Source organism: Hymenobacter piscis (genome assembly GCF_018760735.1).
GTDB lineage: Bacteria > Bacteroidota > Bacteroidia > Cytophagales > Hymenobacteraceae > Hymenobacter > Hymenobacter piscis.
Genome location: NZ_JAHHZN010000019.1, coordinates 25,185 through 42,105 on the forward strand (window position 1 = coordinate 25,185; position 16,921 = coordinate 42,105).

Sequence of the window (16,921 nt, forward strand, 5' to 3'; positions counted from 1 at the left end):
TGAGGCGGGTAGTACACTGGCGGCGTTGTCGTTGCTGAGGGGCCCGAAAGCCCAGGTAGTTGTTTGGTTGAAGATAGAGTTATTTCGCCAGAATCATCTTAACACTCCCATTCACCGCCGTAAAGCAATTGTTTACAGCCCGGCTGACCACAGGATCCGAGCAAATTTACTCCCCGCTGGGGCAGGGAACGAATAAATATTATTACTTTACACAATCGTTTGTGCTAACTAGCTAATGACGCGCACCCACCGACGCTGAGCAGCCGGCGTTTCAGGGGCCTTCGCTGCTGCTACCTTCACTTCAATTCCCACCGTATGCCTATTTCTCTTCCTGCCCGCTCCCTGGCCCTAAGCTTCGCCCTAAGCGGCAGTCTGCTCGGAACGGGTGCCCGGGCCCAGAATCCGGTCGCCACCTTCACCGTGCAGGTCAACCAGCCGGGCGCGCCCATCGCCAAAACCATGTACGGCCTCTTTTTCGAGGACATTAACTTCGCCGCCGACGGCGGGTTGTACCCGGAACTGGTCAAGAACAAGTCGTTTGAAACCGACGACCGGCTGCTGGGCTGGAAGGCCATCCGCGGAGCAGCGGCCCTAACGGATTACTCCATTATCACTCAGAATCCCATCAGCGCCACTAACCGCAACTTCCTGCGCCTGACGGCCGCCACCGCCAGCCCCGACGCCGGCCTGCTCAACGAAGGCTTCCGGGGCATGGGCGTGAAAGCCGGCGCCCAGTATACGTTTTCAGTGTACCTGCGCCGCGGCCCCGGCAACGTGCAAGGCCTGAACGTGACGCTGGAAGAGCCCGGCCAGGGAGGCCCCGGCCCCGAAGCGCCGGCTTCGGGCCGCACCCTGGCCCAGGCCCGCATCAGCGGCCTGACCGGCAGCTGGCAGAAGTACGAAGTGGTGCTCAAGCCCACTGCCACGGCCGCCAAGGCCCGCCTCAAGCTGACCCTGGACGGGGCCGGCACCCTGGACCTCGACGTGGTGTCGCTGTATCCGCAGGACACTTGGCAGAACCGCCAGAACGGATTGCGCCCCGATCTGGTACAGCTGCTCAAGGATATGAACCCCGGCTTTTTGCGCTTTCCCGGTGGCTGCATTGTGGAAGGGCGAACCCTGGCCCAGCGCTACCAGTGGAAGGAAACCATCGGCGACGTGGCCGCCCGCGTCCCGCTCGTCAACCGCTGGAACACGGAGTTCCTGCACAAATTCACCCCCGATTACTACCAGTCCTTCGGGCTGGGCTTCTACGAGTACTTCCAGCTGTCGGAAGATATTGGAGCCGAGCCGGTGCCGATTCTGAACGTGGGCATGGCCTGCCAGTTCAACTCAGCCGAGCTGGCCCCCATCAGCCGGGCCGGGGGCCCCAGCGCCCCCGCCGACCACAACCACGCCGCCGACCCGACCCTCGACACCTTTATTCAGGATGCGCTGGACCTGATTGAGTTTGCCAACGGGCCGGCCAGCAGCCCCTGGGGCGCCCGCCGGGTGGCCATGGGCCACGCCCAGCCCTTCAATCTGAAGTTTATCGGCATCGGCAACGAGCAGTGGGGGCCCCAGTACCTGGAGCGCTACGAGCCGTTTGCCAAGGCCGTGAAGGCCAAATATCCCAACATCAACATCGTATCGAGCGCCGGACCCGCGCCCGACGGCGACCTGTTCGACAAGGCCAGCCAGCGCCTGCGCGAGCTCAAGGCCGAGGTCATCGACGAGCACTACTACGCCAAGCCCGAGTGGTTTCGCGACAACGTGCACCGCTACGACAACTACCCCACCACCGGCACCAAGATTTTCGCGGGTGAGTATGCCGCCCAGAGCGTGGCCATCGGCAGCCCCGACAACAAGAACAACTGGAACTGCGCCCTCTCCGAAGCGGCCTTCATGACAGGCCTGGAGCGCAACGCCGACAAAGTGATTATGGCTTCCTACGCCCCGCTGTTTGCCCACGTGGATGCCTGGCAGTGGACGCCCGACATGATCTGGTTCGACAACCTGAAATCGTACGGCACGCCCAACTACTACGTGCAGAAAATGTATTCCACCAACCCCGGCACCACCATGCTGCCGGTGCAGCGCGACGGGGGTGCGGCGAACGGGGCCGACAACCTGTTCAGCAGCGCTGTGGCCGACGACAAAACCGGCGAAATCATCCTGAAGCTGGTGAACTACTCGGCCCAGGCCCGGCCGGTCGCCATCAACCTGGCCGGCGTGAAGAAGCCCGGCAAAACCGGCCGCGCCACGGTGCTGGCCTCCGCCGACCTGGAAGCCGTTAACAGCCTCGACCAGCCCCAGAACCTGTCCCCCCAGGATGCCACCTTCAAGGTGTCGTCGTCGAAAGTAACCTACACGCTGGCTCCGTACTCGTTCACGGTGCTGCGCATTCCTGGTAAGCGGTAGGTTATGGCAGCATCAACTTTGCAAACTGCCCTGCGCCCCCTGCTGGCGGCCGGGCTCCTGATCCAGGCCGGCTGCGCCGCGGCCCAGCAACCCGGCCCGGCTGCCGCCCCGGAACCGGTGGCGGGTAACCCCATCATCAAGGACAAGTACACCGCCGACCCGGCCGCCCTGGTTTACAACGGCACGGTGTACCTCTACGCCGGCCACGATGAGGCCCCGGCCCGGCAGGAGCGTTATGTGATGCACGAGTGGCTGTGCTACTCCTCCACCGACCTGGTGCACTGGCAGGAACACCCCTCGCCGTTGAACGTGCGGGCCTTTGCCTGGGCCAAAGACGACGCCTGGGCCTCGCAGGTGATTGAGCGGGACGGCAAGTTCTACTGGTACGCGGCCGTGGAGCACGGCACTATTCCGGGCAAGGCCATTGGGGTGGCGGTGGCCGACCGCCCCACCGGCCCGTTCCGGGACGCCCGCGGCTCGGCCCTGATTACCAACGACATGACCACGGAGGCTAAAATCAGCTGGGACGATATCGACCCCACCGTGTTCGTGGACGAGCGGGGGCAGGCCTACCTGTACTGGGGCAACACCATCTGCTACTGGGCCAAGCTCAAGTCCAACATGACGGAGCTCGACGGCCCGATTCACCAGCTGACCACTCTGCCCCACTACACCGAGGCTCCCTGGCTGCACTACCGCAACGGCTGGTACTACCTGAGCTACGCCTACCAGTTCCCCGAGAAAATTGCCTACGCCATGAGCCGCAGCCCCGAGGGGCCGTGGGTGTTCAAAGGGCTGCTCAATGAGGTGGCCGGCAATTCCAACACCAACCACCAGGCCATCATCGACTTCAAGGGCCGCTCCTACTTCCTCTACCACAACGGCAGCCTGCCCACCGACGGGGGCTCTTTCCGTCGCGCGGTGTGCGTGGACTACCTGTACTATAATAAGGACGGCACGATGCAGCGCGTGCAGATGACCACAGAAGGCGTGCCGGCGGCGCAGTAGCAGTCCGTTTCTGTCCGAACCCAACCCTCCCCACCCGTTAATTCCCTCACGCCGATGAAGACCTTTTTGCTTCTTGTGCCGCTGCTGCTGTTCGGCCTGGCGGTGCCCCTGCGGGCGCAGCCCGCGTCGTCCCTTATTCCGGCCCACGACCCGGTGCTGATTCGGCAGAAGGATACCTATTACATGTTCTGCACCGGCCCCGGCATTGCCGTCTGGTCGTCGAAGGACCGGAAGCAGTGGCGGCCCGAGCCGCCGGTGTTTGCCCAGGCGCCGGCCTGGGCCGTGCGGGCGGTACCGGGCTTTAAAAACCACATCTGGGCCCCCGATATTTCCTATCACGACGGGGTGTATTCTCTGTTTTATTCGGTTTCCGCCTTTGGCAAAAACACCTCCTGCATCGGGCTGGCTACCAACAAAACCCTGGACCCAAACTCGCCCGAATTCCGCTGGCAGGACCACGGCCTGGTGGTGCAGTCGGTACCGGGCCGGGATTTGTGGAACGCCATCGACCCGAACCTTATCCGCGACGAGGCCGGCACACCCTGGCTCACGTTCGGCTCGTTCTGGCAGGGTATCAAGCTGGTGCAGCTGCGCCCCGACCTGACGGCCCCGGCCCGGCCGGAGCAGTGGCGCACCCTGGCCCGGCGCCCCCGCAACCCCCGGCTCAACGATTCCATGCCCGGCGACGGGGCCATTGAAGCCCCGTTTATCTTCCGCCACGGCGGCGACTACTACCTGTTCACCTCTTTCGATTACTGCTGCCGCGGGCCCCAGAGTACCTATAAGATTGTAGTGGGCCGCGCCCAAACCCTGACCGGCCCTTACCTCGACCGCACCGGATTGCCGCTGGAACAGGGCGGCGGCACCACCGTCCTGGCCGGCGACCAGCACTGGTTCGGGCTGGGTCACAACTCGGTGTACACCTTCGACGGTACCGACTACCTCGTCTTCCACGGCTACGATGCGGCCGATCAAGGCCGCTCCAAGCTTCGGATTGAGAAGCTAGCCTGGGACGACAAAGGATGGCCCGTAGTGCAGCCCTGAAGCGCTAATATTTCCAATAAGCTAACACAATCGTTTGTGTAAAAATAAATGATTCGCTATTTTTGGAAACACCCCGCCCCCACTGGCTACCGGCACCGATTCCGGTCCTTTCTTTCGGGCCGGCGGCTTGCGGCCCATCGCCGAAAGCCCCTATTTCACTCCTGCACTTTCTACCTTCTTCGCTTCATTTCGCTTCCTTCTGCCGTGCCCGACTCCACCGATTCTCTTGCCCAGCAAAGTGTGAACACCCTCCGGCTGCTGTCGGTGGATATGGTGCAGGCCGCCAACTCCGGCCACCCCGGCCTGCCGCTGGGCGCGGCCCCCATGGCCTACGTGCTGTTCTCGCGGTTTCTGCGCTTCAACCCCCGGGATCCCCAATGGCCCAACCGCGACCGGTTCGTGCTGTCGGCGGGCCACGGCTCGGCGCTGCTCTATAGCCTGCTGCACCTCTACGGCTACGATTTGTCGCTCGACGACCTGAAGGCGTTCCGCCAGCTGCACTCCCGCACCCCGGGCCACCCCGAGTCGCACCTGACGCCGGGCGTGGAGGTGACTACCGGGCCCCTGGGCCAGGGCTTCGCCAACGGCGTGGGCATGGCCATGGCCGAGGCCCACCTGGCGGCCGTCTACAACCGGCCCGGCCACGTGCTCCAGGACCACTTCACCTACGCCATCGTGAGCGACGGGGACCTGATGGAAGGCATTGCCGCCGAGGCCGCCTCCCTGGCCGGCCACCTGCGCCTGGGCAAGCTCATCTACCTCTACGACGACAACGACATCTGCCTCGACGGGCCCACCCACCTCTCCTACACCGAGGATGCGCTGGCCCGTTTCGAGGCCTACGGCTGGCACACCCAGCGCGTGCCCGACGGCAACGACCTCGACGCCATTGAGGCCGCCATCCGGGCGGCGCAGGCGGAAACCACGCGCCCGTCCCTGATTTCGGTCAAGACCATTATCGGCTTCGGCAGCCCCCGGCAGGGCACCAGCAAGGTACACGGCTCGCCACTCGGGACCGAGAATCTGAAAAAGGCCAAGGCGTTTTTTGGCTTCGACCCCGAGGCCACGTTCAGCGTGCCCGACGCCGTGCGCACCCACCTGGCCGAAGCGGGCCGGCGCGGGGCCCGGCTCCAGGCCGAATGGCAGCAGCAAACCGAGGCGTACCAGCAGGCGTTCGGCGCAGCGTGGGAACTGTTCCGGGCCTCTTTCGCGGGAGAGCTCCCCGCGGACTGGGACGCCTCGCTGCCCGTTTTCACGCCCGCCGATGGGCCCCTGGCCACCCGCCAGGCCTCCGGCCAGGCGTTCACCGCGCTCAAGCAGCGCGTGCCCTTCCTGTTCGGGGGCTCCGCCGACCTGGCCAGCTCCAACGACATGCCCACCAGCGGCAGCGTGAGCTTCCAGCCCGGCAGCTACGCGCACCCCAACATCTGGTTCGGGGTGCGCGAGCACGCCATGGGCGGGGCCCTGAATGGCATGGCCCACCACGGCGGCGTGCTGCCCTACGGCGGCACCTTCCTCACCTTCTCCGACTACATGCGCGGAGCCATCCGGCTCACGGCCCTGGCCGAGTCGCGGGCCACGTTCGTATTCACCCACGACAGTATCGGGCTGGGCGAGGACGGCCCCACCCACCAGCCGGTGGAGCAGGTGGCCGCCCTGCGCACCATTCCCAATATTATCGTGCTGCGCCCCGCCGACGCCAACGAAACCGTGGAAGCCTGGCGCCTGGCCCTGACCACGCCCAAGTCGCCGGTGGTGCTCATCCTCTCCCGCCAGAAGCTGCCCGTGCTCGACCAGCGCCGCTTCGGCCCGGCCCGGGAAGGCGTGGCCCGAGGCGCCTACATTCTGAGCGAGGCCGAAGGCGGCGCGCCCGCGCTGATGCTGCTGGCTACCGGCTCGGAAGTGACCCTGGCCCTGCAGGCTCAGGAAGTGCTGCAGGCCGGGGGCGTGCCCACCCGGGTGGTGAGTATGCCCAGCTGGGAGTTGTTCGAGCGCCAGCCCAGGGCCTACCAGCAGCAGGTGCTGCTGCCGGCCGTGCGTAAGCGCGTTTCCATCGAGGCCGGCTCGCCCCTGGGCTGGCACAAGTACGTCACCGACGAGGGCACCGTCATCGGCCTGAACCGCTTCGGCGAGTCGGGGCCGGGTGAGCAGGTGCTGGCCCTGTTCGGCTTCTCAGTGGAAAACGTGGTGCAGCAGGCCCGCTGGGTGCTGGCCGGCCGGCCCGCCGCCGACGAGCCCCAGCAGCTGGTATCTTAGCCTCTCCCCGCTTTCCTTCTCCCCCCCACCCTTTTCCCCGTGTGCTGATGAAACGTGCTTTGTGGTCTGCTCCCCTGTGGCTGGCGGCCGGCCTGCTTCTGCCGGGCTTCGGTGCCCGCGCCCAAACGCCCGTGGCCGTAACCATGCGGCCCGCCGCCACGCCGGCCGTGGTGGTCAGCAAGCACATCTACGGGCACTTTGCCGAGCACCTGGGCCGCTGCATCTACGACGGTTTCTGGGTTGATTCGGCCCTGAACGTGCCCCGGCAGGGCCGGCTGCGGCTGGATGTGGTGCGGGCCCTGCAAAAGATCCGGGTGCCCAACCTGCGCTGGCCCGGGGGCTGCTTCGCCGAGCCTGTGGCCGTGGATGTCCTGAGCAGTCTGCCCGAGCTGGACCTCGATCTGGAATCCCTCACCGACCAGCTGAAGCGCGAAGGCGAGCAGAAATTCACCGAGCCCTTCGGTAAGCTGCTGGCCGTGCTGGAACAGAAACGCCAGGAAGCCCTGGCTTAGACTGCGCCATCTTCCCTTTTCCCTCTTTTCCACTTCTGAAACCGGCCCGGTCGTACGCACGGCCGGGCCGGTTGTTTTCCTATGCCGAGTCCGATTCAGATGAGCCGCAGGGCTATCAGTGCCCTGTTTTTTTTGGCGGGCATGTGCTTTGCCAGCTGGGCCGCGCGCATTCCCGATATCAGTCTGAAGCTGGGGCTGAATGAAGGGCAGTTGGGTCGGCTGCTGCTGGCTGTGCCGGTGGGCTGCCTAGTGGCCCTGCCCCTGGCCGGCTGGCTGGTGCAGCGCTGGGGCAGCCGGCATGTGGTGCTGCTGGGCGCCGGGCTGTACTCGCTGAGTCTGCCGCTGCTGGGCCTGGCCGGGCAATTCTGGACCCTGGCGCCCGCCCTGGCCTTGTTCGGCTTTGCCAGCAACCTCGTCAATATTGCTGTGAACACCCAGGCCCTGGGCGCGCAGACGCACTACGGCAAGCCCATCATGGGCTCGTTTCACGGGCTATGGAGCCTGGCAGGATTTCTGAGCGGATTGCTGGCCACCCTGCTCATTAGCCGGCGGGTGGCCCCGCTGCCCCATTTTATGCTGGTAATGGGCCTGGGCCTGCTGGTAGCCGCGGTAGCCCACCGCTATACCCTACGCCACGACACGGGTCGCGAAGCCGGCGGCCGGCGCCTGCGCCGCCCCGACCCTGTTCTACTCCGCATCGGGCTCATTGCCTTCTGCGGTATGCTCTGCGAGGGAGCCATGTTCGACTGGGCCGGCATTTACTTCCAGCGCGTGATTCAGCCCAGCCCGGCCCTGGTTACCAGCGGCTACGTGGCCTGCATGAGCACCATGGCCCTGGGCCGGTTTCTGGCCGATGCCCTCACCTACCGCTTCGGGCCCAAGCGGGTGTTGCAGCTCAGCAGCGCCCTCATTAGCGGGGGGCTGGCGCTGGCGGTGGCGCTACCCTACCTGGGGCCGGCTCTGGTGGGATTTCTGCTGGTGGGCTTTGGTATCGCCTCGGTGGTACCTCTGTCGTACAGCGCGGCGGGGCGGGTGGGCAGCGTGGCCCCCGGCCCGGCCCTGGCGCTGGTGTCTACCATCGGCTTCACCGGCTTTCTGCTGGGTCCGCCCCTGATTGGGCTGCTGGCGCAGGCGTTCAGCCTGCGCCAGGCCCTGGCCGTGGTGGCAGGCGTGGGCGCGCTCATCGGCCTGCTGGCTGCCCTTCCCGACCCGGTGGCTCGACTGCAACGGGTTTAGAGCTTAGAGAGAAACATCATTCCGCGCATGTGGTGCCTCAAGCCAAGGGCCGAGGAATCCCGCGGGCTGATGTTGCCATGATAACGTCACAGCAGGATTATGTTGACAACGGCAGCCCGCGAGAGTCCTCGGTCAGCTCGGAATAACGTTTTGCTTGTTACTACTTGCTAACCCTCCGCTCGCTACCCCTCCGCTCGTGCCCGCTTTTACCCAACAGAGGCGTGAGCGTCAAGAATGGCGAATCAACACTTTAAACTGAACCTATGAAGACATTTATTTTCTATTTGAACGGTACGTTGATTCACGATATGGTCGACGTCCACTTCGGCGTGTAGAGGTGCGCCGCGGCCAAGTGCAGCAGCAAGTCCCGGATCGGCGCAGGATAGAGCACACAGGCGTCCAAGACGGCAACGAACCGGGCCGAATGAATCATTCGTAGCCCAGGTTAAGCTCTTGGGCTTGTTGGGCCAGGAAGTGCAGGTGCTGGGCCTGATGGGCCGCTTGGCGGGCTTCGTAGGCGAGCAAGTCAGCCAGTTGAATCCGGCGGTGGCTCCCCACTTTTTTAAACGGCAGGGCGCCGTGTTCCATGAGCTTGACCAGGTGGGGGCGGGAGACGTTGAGCATATCGGCCGCTTGCTGGGTGCTGAGTTCCGAATCGGAGGGAATCAACGACAAGGCCTTGCCCTGGGCCATACTGGAGAGGATAAACTCCAGTAATTCTAACGCCTTGCGGGGGATGGCAATGGCTACCTCACTTTCCTGCAACCGAATGGTGACTGCTTCCGACCGCCTCTTCTTGATGGCTTGGGCAAAAGGGGCGAGCGAGGCCCCCGCCACTTTTTGGTCCCGTAGGGATGGTTTCTCGAGAATAGCTTCCATAACAGGTCGATTAGCGTTCACAACGCTAATCGAAATAAACGAAATAAAGATTTCCCAAACCGGTCAATTAGTAAATGATACATCTATGAAGAGGGCGGAAGGTAAACGAGGCCTGTTCGGGCGAAGAAGGGTTTCCAAATACATGAAATCCAGGGACAAGGCTAGTGTTTGAAGTTCGTTTTTGGATATGCTATGTGATAGGCAGGTGGAAGCAAGCTATTGAGCCGCACACAGAAGGAGAAGAAGAACCCGACCTTTGCGTTACCAACTTTAGTTGCCTTCGTATGGCGGCCTTTTACAAGACTGACGTCATACTCAGCATGATGCCCTATGCTTGAGGGGCGGTTATAGGTAGGGCGGATAGCCGACAGATAAGTCTTATCCATTGAAGAAAGGAGCCAATCACGCTCCTGTGAACTTATTCGTCGGGCAAAAGCTGTATCAGCACAGCCCTCCACCAATAGATCTGCTACATGAACCTTGATCGAATCGGAGGTGATGATGTACTGACGGTGCTGGCCCAAGTATATCGTTTCGCGCACACATAGCTGGGTAACACGTTGAGGCTTGGGAGCAGCTCCCTTCCCTTGGACTTGCATCCAGTAACTAGCTGAGAAGAATAGGGCAGCACAGAGAAGCTTCATCTTACTAAGGTACACGGGAGCTGAATGGTGACCTGTTCCTTACGCTCCCACTCAGGTTGAACAGGCTACTCGTTCAGCGAAACGGTCGAAAGCTAAATGCGCTATGTTCAGAGCGTTATTTAGGCAGCGTTGGCGGCGCGCAACAGGGTCCGTACTTTACTTGAATGACAGCGAAAGAATCGGTGCTACAGCTCTTGGAACAGACCCCGCATCCGTTGGCAAGCGCGGGGCTCTCGCTCGTTACTCAACACCCGCATTCCTTCACTTCCGGGCTCGAAGCAAGGGCTTATATCCACGGGCTCTACCGCTTCCGACTGGAACAGGCGCAGGAGACCGGCGCGTTTTATGAGGGGTTACCTGAGCTGGTGAAAAACCTGGCCCGCCTGGAGGCGCACCAGGTGCGGCTGAGCACGTTAACCCTCGGGTCGGGAGCTGATTTTGCCGTTTTGAAGGACCCTGCCATCACGGAAATTATAGGCTACCTGTAAAGACCCTAGTTCAGGAAAACGGTGATTTGGGTAGGTAGTGACTTGCAGCTACGTATGCAAAAGGCTGGGGAAGGCTTAACGTAATTTTTCCCCCCCCCGCTGCTGTAAAAAGGCCGACCGGTTTACGGCCGCCGAGATGGGTGCGCTGGCCGTGCAGAAGGATCAGCGCTACCAGGATGCCTTCCGACCCCACCTGCAGCTGCTGCCAGGCCTGGCCAATTTCCTGCCCCGGGGCCACCAGCGCGGCGTACCGATGGGCATTGGCTCGGCGGCCATTCCGTTCAATATTGATTTTGTGCTCAACAACCTCAACCTGCGCCCCTACTTCCCGGTGGTCATCTCGGCCGATGACGTGACGCGAAGCAAGCCCCACCCCGAAACGTTCCTGAAAGCCGCTGCCCAACTGGGCATCCCCGCCTCCGATTGCCTCATTCGAGGACGTGCCCAAGGGCGTGGAAGCCGCCCGCAACGCGGGTATGTCGGCCGTGGTGCTCACCACCCCCACATCGCCCTCGAATTTGCCGACTTGCCCAACGTGCTGCACTGTGCCCCAGACTTCACCGCCCCATTCATGACCACCCTGCTGCCAGCGGCCTTCTAACGGCACCCCCTTATTTGCCCACCGTTACCTCCGCCGGACGCCGGGAAATCAGCTCCACGTCGGTGAGGTGCTGGGGAAACCAGACGGTCATTTCGCCCTTACCGCGGTTGGCCCAGGCATAGTACGGAATGGCCGTGAGCGTCTGGCGGGTGGTGCTGATGCTATAATTGGCGGCATCGATCTGCACGGCGGGCACGGGGGCAGTGAGTTGCATGATGCCGTTGAGCATATCGGGCTGCCAGCGGGCCGCGAAGGTGGTAACGGCCGGCACGATGAGGTTGCTGGCTTTGCCGCCGTTGTCCTTCCACTCGGCGCAGTACACGAGCGGACCGCGTTGCAGGGCTATTTTGCCCTGGTCGGCCGGCACCTGGGAGCTGGCTACTACCTGGCGCACTTCCATCGGCAGCAGCACTTCTACCACATCGCCCGGGCGCCACTTGCGACTGAGCACGGCGTAGCCGCGGCGGGTAACGTAGCTGACGGGCCGGCTGTTGATGCTTACGCTGATGTTTGCCTGGGCTGGCGCGGCGAAGCGGTATAGATCGGAGGGTATAGCCTCATCCTGCGCCCAACCCGGCAGGCGCACCAGCAGGTTGAAATCGGTGGGAGAAGCCGGGCTGACGGTGAATTTCAGCTGGCCTTCCCAGGGATAGTTGTTTTGCTGGATGATGCGTACGGCCGTGCGATTCACCATCAGGTTGGTGGTGCCGCTGATGAACAGATTGGCGTACACGTCGCGGCCGTTCTGGGCGTATACGTAGCCGGGCAAGGAGGGCATCAGGCGGGCCAGGTTGGTGGGGCAGCACGAGCAGTCGAACCAGCCGGCGCGCTGGGGCTCGGTCTGGGGGAAGCTCGTGCTGCTTCTGATCTGCATGGCGTTGGAGTAGAAGAATGATTTTCCATCGAGACCCACGCCCGAAATCAACCCGTTGTAGAGCACTTTCTCCAGCACGTCCACGTATTTGGCGTCGCCGTGGAGCTGAAACATGCGCTGGTTCCAGTACACGTTGGCCACGGCGGCGCAGGTTTCGTTGTAGGCCGTGGTGTTGGGCAGCTCGTAATTGGCCCCGAATCGTTCCCCGCCTGGTACCGCGCCGGTGCCGCCCGTCACGTACATTTTCCGGCTCACCATGTTCTGCCAGATGCTGTCCACGGCCAGCAGCAGGGCCTGGTTGCCGGTGAGGGCAGCCACGTCGGCCATAGCCGAGTAGAGGTACTCGGCGCGCACGGCGTGGCCCTCGGCTTCGCGCTGGGCCACCACGGGCTTATCGTCCTGCCAGTAGGAGCCGTTGCGCCAGGGGTCCGGACTTTGGGGGTCGTAGCCGTCGTACTGGCCGCGCTGGTCGAGAAAGAACTTGGCCGTAGTCAGGTACTTGGCTTCGCCGGTCACGCGGTAGAGCTTCACGAGGCCCATCTCCACGATTTCGTGGCCGGGCGCTACGTTGCGCTTGCCGGGGCCGAACACGGCGCACACCAAGTCGGCGTTTTGGAGGGCGATAGTGAGCAGGCTGCGCTTGCCGGTGGCCTCGTAATGGGCCACGGCGGCCTCGTAGAGGTGGCCGGCGTTGTAGAGCTCGTGGCTCAGCTCGCGCTCCTTTACCCAGCGCTCCGGTCCGGCCCAGGCGTGCGGATGCGCGGGGTCGATGGTCCGGGCCGTGTAAAGGTAGCCGTCGGGTTCCTGGGCGGCGGCCACCTTGGCAATGAGCGCGTCCAGGTACTGGTCCAGCTGCTCGTCGGGGTAAAGCCGGAGCGAATACGAGGCTCCCTCAATCGTTTTGTAGATGTCGGTGTCGTCAAAGGGGAAGATGGTGGCGAATTTCCCCGTGCGGGCCGCCGCCATCTCAAAGTTTTTGACCCGATTGGTGGCTTCGCACCGCTGAAATGAGGCCGGAATGGTCACTTCGGTGTTGGTTTTGAGGCGCGGCAGCCAGAAGTTATCGGCCAGCTGCACCCGCGTAAACGACACGGCCCGGATGGGGTAATCGGAGCGGGGCAGGGCCTGGCCCCGGGCGGGCCCGGCCAGGTGCAGCAGGGCCGCAAAGCCCAGGGGAAGCAGTATCTTTTTCATGGCAATAATGCGCTAAAGCAACAAGAAAAGTGGCCGACCGACGGTCGGGGGTGAGCACGGGGCAGTGTACGTGACGGGCGGCACCGGGGCGTCCAGCATCGGGTCCCAACCGGCAGTTGGTTGCCAGCATCCGGTATGGAAGCTGGCCGCACGTTGTGCCTTACTGCACCACCAGTTTCTGGGAGTAGCTACCTTGGGCGCCCTGCACGTGCAGCAAGTAGAGGCCGGCGCGCAGGTTTGCCTGCACGGGCAGCGTGGAGCGGCCAGTGCTGGTGGCAGTGTACACCACCCGGCCCTGCCCGTCGGTGAGAGTAAGCCGGACGGGGCCGGTGGTCAGCTCAGCGGCCAGCGCCACCACGAAGCGACCCTGGGTGACGGGGTTTGGAAAGGCGTTGAACAGGGCGGCTTTGGGGGCCTGTGCGGCCAGCACGCGGGCGGCGGTAGCCGGGGCAATGGTCCACTTCTGGCAGTTGTTGCCGAGGTAGTCGTAGAGGGCCAGTTGCACGCCGGCTGTGCCGGAGCAGGCGGGCACTTCCACCACGCGGTTGCCATTCATGGAAGCCAGCACGTAGCTGCCGCCGCTGGCCCGCTCCACTTTGAAGCGCTGGTTGGCCGCTCCGCTGTAGGGATAGAGGTTTAGTTTCGCGCCGTTGTTGGGGTTATTGCCCAACACATCGGCCGCCAGGCCCGCCCCTACGGCCGAGGTAATCTTATATTCCCCGTTGCCCACCGGCGTTAGGTTCCATTGCTGGCAGTTGAGGCCGGCAGCGGTGCCCTGGGCAATGGCCTGGTTCTGAGCCCCGGTGCAGCCCCAGGAATCCCAGACCAGGCCGTTGCTTAGGTTGCGCAGGGTGTAGCGGCCGGCGGCCACCCAGTCGCGGGTGATGAAGGGCCAGGCGGCCCCGTCCCAGCCCAAGTTGCCCACACTCAGGCGGGCGCGGCCGTTCTGGTTGCGGTCGTAGTAGTGGTGGGTGAGGTAGTTGGCCCCGCCCTCCTGAAACAGGCCCACGTGGCCCGGCCCCACGTAGTTGCCGCTGGTGGCCAGCAGCGTGGTGCCGCCGTTGCGGTTCAGGTCCACCCCGTTGCGGTCGTAATAGGGGCCGGTGATGCTGGTGGCGCGGCCCACCTGAATATAGTAGGTGCTACTGGCGCCCTGGCAGCAGGCACCCTTGTTGATGAACAGGTAGTAATAGCTGCCGTTGCGCACGATGTAGGGCGCCTCGCTGCCGCTGTTATTGCGCGTCACGCCGTCGGCGGCCAGGTTGCCAGCCAGCCAGTAGAAGCTGCTGCCCGAGCGTTTGCCGGTGCTGCCATCGAGCTTCAGCAGGCCGATGCCCTTGGAAAACGAGCCATAGCTCATCCAGAGCCCGCCGCTGGCATCGGTAGTCACGGCCGGGTCGATGGCGTTGATGGCGCTGCTGTTGGTGGTCGATACGATTTCGCCCTGGTCCACCCAGCGGTAGTTGGGGCTGGTGGGGTCGAGGGTGACGTTGGTGGCCAGCCCAATGGTGGATACCCGCGAGCCGAACGTGGAAACGGAGTAGTAAAGATAGAACTTGCCGTTGCGGTACACGCACTCCGGGGCCCAGAAGTCGCCCGAGAAGCCCGGCACCTTGCCGCTAATCCAGCTCGGATACTCGTTGCGGTTGAACACCGGCCGGGTGCCCGACTGCCACGTCACAAGGTCGTCGGAATACATGCCGTAGATACCGATGCCGGTGGTGAACACCCAATATCGGTTGCCGTCTTTCACAATGCTCGACGGATCGTGACAGTTGTCGTTGCCCTGGAGGGCGAAGGCGGCCGGGACAGCACTCAGTAACCCTGCTAGCAGGGTCAGCAGGCGCAGGGCGCGGAAGAGGACGGGGCGGCCGGCCCGGTCAGGGCGCGGCGCGGGGAGCAAGGTAGTGTTCAAGGTTGTGGAAATTAGGGATGGAAAACACGGAACGGGTATTCGGAAAATTGAACCGGGGACGTGAAAAAGCTTCACGCCCCCGGTTTGGCACTGGCAGCCACCGCGTGGGCGGTGGGCGCGGCAACTTGCTTTCAGTAATAGCTCAAAAAGAACAGCAAAGGCAGGCGGTTACCAGAACTTCACGTACAGCGCCATCAGCAGCAGCATAATGATGGCAATGAGCGCCATCGTCTGGCGGCTGACACGGAACATGGAGGCATTGAGCTGGATGGCGCGGGCATTCACCACCGGTCCGGCCAGGCTGGTGCCAATCATCAGCAGCATGGTGATGGCGAAAGAGAGGCCCATGCAGATCAGAAAGGGGATTTCGAACGTGCCCCGGCCATTGGGGAAAGCCGTGTAAAGCAGCGTTTCGTGGCCCAGCGTTTCGGGGGCATAATTGTTGAAGAACACCGACAGCGCAAAGCCTGCTAGAATGCCCACGATGCCAGCTGTGGCCGTGGTGCGCTTCCAGAACATGCCCAGCAGGAACACCGCCAGAATGCCAGGCGAAATGAAGCCCGTGTACTTTTGAATGAACTGGAAGCCACCTTCGCCTCCGATGCCCAGCAAATCCTGCCAGGTAAAGCCCACGCTCAGCACAATGGCGGCCAGAATGGTCAGCCGGCCCACCCACACCTGCTTCTTCTCCGAAGCCTCGGGCGCCAGGTAGCGCTTGTAGATATCGAGGGTAAAAATGGTCGAAATCGAGTTCACCTTGCCTGCCAGCGAGGCCACGATGGCCGCCGTGAGGGCCGCCATGCTCAGGCCCTTGAGGCCGTTGGGCAGGAAGGTGAGAATGGCCGAGTACGCATTATCGGAGTTGAAGGCGCCGGTGCTCGACATTTCGGCCTGGAGGCTGCCGTTTTGGTAGAGCACGTAAGCCGCAATGCCGGGCAGCATTACAATCACGGGCATCATCAGCTTGAGCAAACCGGCGAACAGGATGCCGGTGCGGGCGGTGGGCAAATCGGCGCCGAGGGCGCGCTGGGTGATGTACTGGTTGCAGCCCCAGTAGTTGAGGTTCACAATCCACTGGCCGGCCAAGTACATGGCAATGCCGGGCAGAGCCAGGTAATTATCCACCTGGGGCTGGGGCGTGCCGGCCGTGGGCTTGGCAAAAATCATGTGGAAGTGGTCGGGTGCCTTGTCCATGAGGGCGTTGAAACCCGAAATAGCCCCGCCCCCGAGGCCGAACTTCTCACTCACCAGGCTCAGGGCAATGTAGGTCGTCACGAGGCCGCCCACTACCAGCACCACTACCTGCACCACGTCGGTGTAGCCGACCACCTTCATGCCGCCAATGGAAATCAGCAGGGCAAACAGGGCCAGCAGAATGATGATGGTGTGGAAACTGTCGCCGCCGACGAGGTTGCTCAGGGCCAGCGCCCCCAGGTACAGGATGGAGGTCAGGTTGACCAGCACGTACAGGAAGAGCCAGAAAATGCTCATAATCAGGCTCAGCGTGGCGTTGTAGCGCTGCTCCAGAAACTGCGGCATCGTGAAGATTTTGTTTTTTAGGTACACCGGCATAAAGAACACGGCCACCAGAATCAGCACCACGGCCGCCACCCACTCGTAGGCGGCCACGGCCACGCCCACCTTAAAGCCCGAGCCCGACATGCCGATGAACTGCTCGGCCGAGATGTTGGAGGCAATCATACTCGCCCCAATGGCCCACCAGGTGAGAGAACCCTCGGCCAGGAAGTAGTCTTTAGTGCTTTGTTCGGCTTTCTGCTTGCTCTTATAGATGTAAAAACCGTAGGCCGATACCCCGATTAAGTACACAAAAAAGACCAGTAGGTCCAGCGTAGTAAGGTTATTACGCATC

At 62.9% G+C, this 16,921-nt stretch carries 13 protein-coding genes; 8 read left to right on the forward strand and 5 right to left on the reverse strand.

What is annotated here, in order from left to right:
• The first annotated feature begins 315 nt into the window (after positions 1-315).
• The 6 genes from KLP40_RS16760 (at position 316) to KLP40_RS16785 (ending at position 8,456) form a co-directional block, all read left to right on the forward strand.
• The gene (locus KLP40_RS16760; RefSeq protein ID WP_215594978.1) at positions 316-2,400 is read left to right on the forward strand and encodes an alpha-L-arabinofuranosidase C-terminal domain-containing protein; all 2,085 of its coding nucleotides are present in this window, start codon (positions 316-318) and stop codon (positions 2,398-2,400) included.
• Between the two features lie 3 nt (positions 2,401-2,403).
• Entirely contained in the window at positions 2,404-3,408 is a 1,005-nt protein-coding gene (locus tag KLP40_RS16765; protein ID WP_215594979.1) for a glycoside hydrolase family 43 protein, read from the forward strand.
• Positions 3,409-3,462: 54 nt separating this feature from the next.
• A complete protein-coding gene (locus KLP40_RS16770; RefSeq protein WP_215594980.1) occupies positions 3,463-4,452 on the forward strand; it encodes an arabinan endo-1,5-alpha-L-arabinosidase in 990 nt (329 codons plus the stop codon).
• 204 nt (positions 4,453-4,656) lie between these two features.
• Positions 4,657-6,708 (forward strand): transketolase, encoded by a 2,052-nt coding sequence (tkt, locus tag KLP40_RS16775; protein WP_317196785.1) that lies wholly within the window; start codon positions 4,657-4,659, stop codon positions 6,706-6,708.
• A 47-nt stretch (positions 6,709-6,755) separates the two neighbouring features.
• Positions 6,756-7,220, forward strand: coding sequence for a hypothetical protein (locus tag KLP40_RS16780; protein ID WP_215594982.1), 465 nt, complete (start codon positions 6,756-6,758; stop codon positions 7,218-7,220).
• A gap of 99 nt (positions 7,221-7,319) precedes the next feature.
• Positions 7,320-8,456 (forward strand): MFS transporter, encoded by a 1,137-nt coding sequence (locus KLP40_RS16785; RefSeq protein ID WP_262898961.1) that lies wholly within the window; start codon positions 7,320-7,322, stop codon positions 8,454-8,456.
• A gap of 429 nt (positions 8,457-8,885) precedes the next feature.
• Here KLP40_RS16785 and KLP40_RS16790 read toward each other — a convergent pair whose 3' ends face one another.
• Positions 8,886-9,335 carry a helix-turn-helix domain-containing protein gene (locus KLP40_RS16790; protein ID WP_215594984.1) on the reverse strand — a complete coding sequence of 150 codons (450 nt, stop codon included), beginning with the start codon at positions 9,333-9,335 and terminating at the stop codon, positions 8,886-8,888.
• A gap of 161 nt (positions 9,336-9,496) precedes the next feature.
• Positions 9,497-9,979 (reverse strand): hypothetical protein, encoded by a 483-nt coding sequence (locus tag KLP40_RS16795; protein WP_215594985.1) that lies wholly within the window; start codon positions 9,977-9,979, stop codon positions 9,497-9,499.
• A 164-nt stretch (positions 9,980-10,143) separates the two neighbouring features.
• Between KLP40_RS16795 and KLP40_RS16800 the strand changes: the two genes are divergently transcribed.
• The gene (locus tag KLP40_RS16800) at positions 10,144-10,467 is read left to right on the forward strand and encodes a hypothetical protein (protein WP_215594986.1); all 324 of its coding nucleotides are present in this window, start codon (positions 10,144-10,146) and stop codon (positions 10,465-10,467) included.
• Positions 10,468-10,603: 136 nt separating this feature from the next.
• Positions 10,604-11,068 carry an HAD family hydrolase gene (locus KLP40_RS16805; RefSeq protein ID WP_215594987.1) on the forward strand — a complete coding sequence of 155 codons (465 nt, stop codon included), beginning with the start codon at positions 10,604-10,606 and terminating at the stop codon, positions 11,066-11,068.
• Positions 11,069-11,078: 10 nt separating this feature from the next.
• Here KLP40_RS16805 and KLP40_RS16810 read toward each other — a convergent pair whose 3' ends face one another.
• The 3 genes from KLP40_RS16810 to KLP40_RS16820 all read right to left on the reverse strand — a co-directional run bounded on the left by KLP40_RS16810 (position 11,079) and on the right by KLP40_RS16820 (position 16,920).
• Positions 11,079-13,136: a glycoside hydrolase family 127 protein gene (locus KLP40_RS16810; protein WP_215594988.1), complete on the reverse strand. Its 2,058-nt coding sequence runs from the start codon at positions 13,134-13,136 to the stop codon at positions 11,079-11,081.
• A gap of 160 nt (positions 13,137-13,296) precedes the next feature.
• Positions 13,297-15,051 (reverse strand): family 43 glycosylhydrolase, encoded by a 1,755-nt coding sequence (locus tag KLP40_RS16815; RefSeq protein ID WP_215594989.1) that lies wholly within the window; start codon positions 15,049-15,051, stop codon positions 13,297-13,299.
• Between the two features lie 168 nt (positions 15,052-15,219).
• Entirely contained in the window at positions 15,220-16,920 is a 1,701-nt protein-coding gene (locus tag KLP40_RS16820; protein ID WP_215594990.1) for a sodium:solute symporter family transporter, read from the reverse strand.
• Position 16,921: the final 1 nt, after the last annotated feature.

Coding starts and splice junctions, on each gene's coding strand:
- KLP40_RS16770 (WP_215594980.1), top strand. CDS start 3,463: ATGAAGACCTTTTTGCTTCTTGTGCCGCTGCTGCTGTTCGGCCTGGCG.
- KLP40_RS16795 (WP_215594985.1), bottom strand. CDS start 9,979: ATGAAGCTTCTCTGTGCTGCCCTATTCTTCTCAGCTAGTTACTGGATG.
- KLP40_RS16810 (WP_215594988.1), bottom strand. CDS start 13,136: ATGAAAAAGATACTGCTTCCCCTGGGCTTTGCGGCCCTGCTGCACCTG.
- KLP40_RS16820 (WP_215594990.1), bottom strand. CDS start 16,920: ATGCGTAATAACCTTACTACGCTGGACCTACTGGTCTTTTTTGTGTAC.
- KLP40_RS16765 (WP_215594979.1), top strand. CDS start 2,404: ATGGCAGCATCAACTTTGCAAACTGCCCTGCGCCCCCTGCTGGCGGCC.
- KLP40_RS16785 (WP_262898961.1), top strand. CDS start 7,320: ATGAGCCGCAGGGCTATCAGTGCCCTGTTTTTTTTGGCGGGCATGTGC.
- KLP40_RS16780 (WP_215594982.1), top strand. CDS start 6,756: ATGAAACGTGCTTTGTGGTCTGCTCCCCTGTGGCTGGCGGCCGGCCTG.
- KLP40_RS16760 (WP_215594978.1), top strand. CDS start 316: ATGCCTATTTCTCTTCCTGCCCGCTCCCTGGCCCTAAGCTTCGCCCTA.
- KLP40_RS16800 (WP_215594986.1), top strand. CDS start 10,144: ATGACAGCGAAAGAATCGGTGCTACAGCTCTTGGAACAGACCCCGCAT.
- KLP40_RS16790 (WP_215594984.1), bottom strand. CDS start 9,335: ATGGAAGCTATTCTCGAGAAACCATCCCTACGGGACCAAAAAGTGGCG.
- KLP40_RS16805 (WP_215594987.1), top strand. CDS start 10,604: ATGGGTGCGCTGGCCGTGCAGAAGGATCAGCGCTACCAGGATGCCTTC.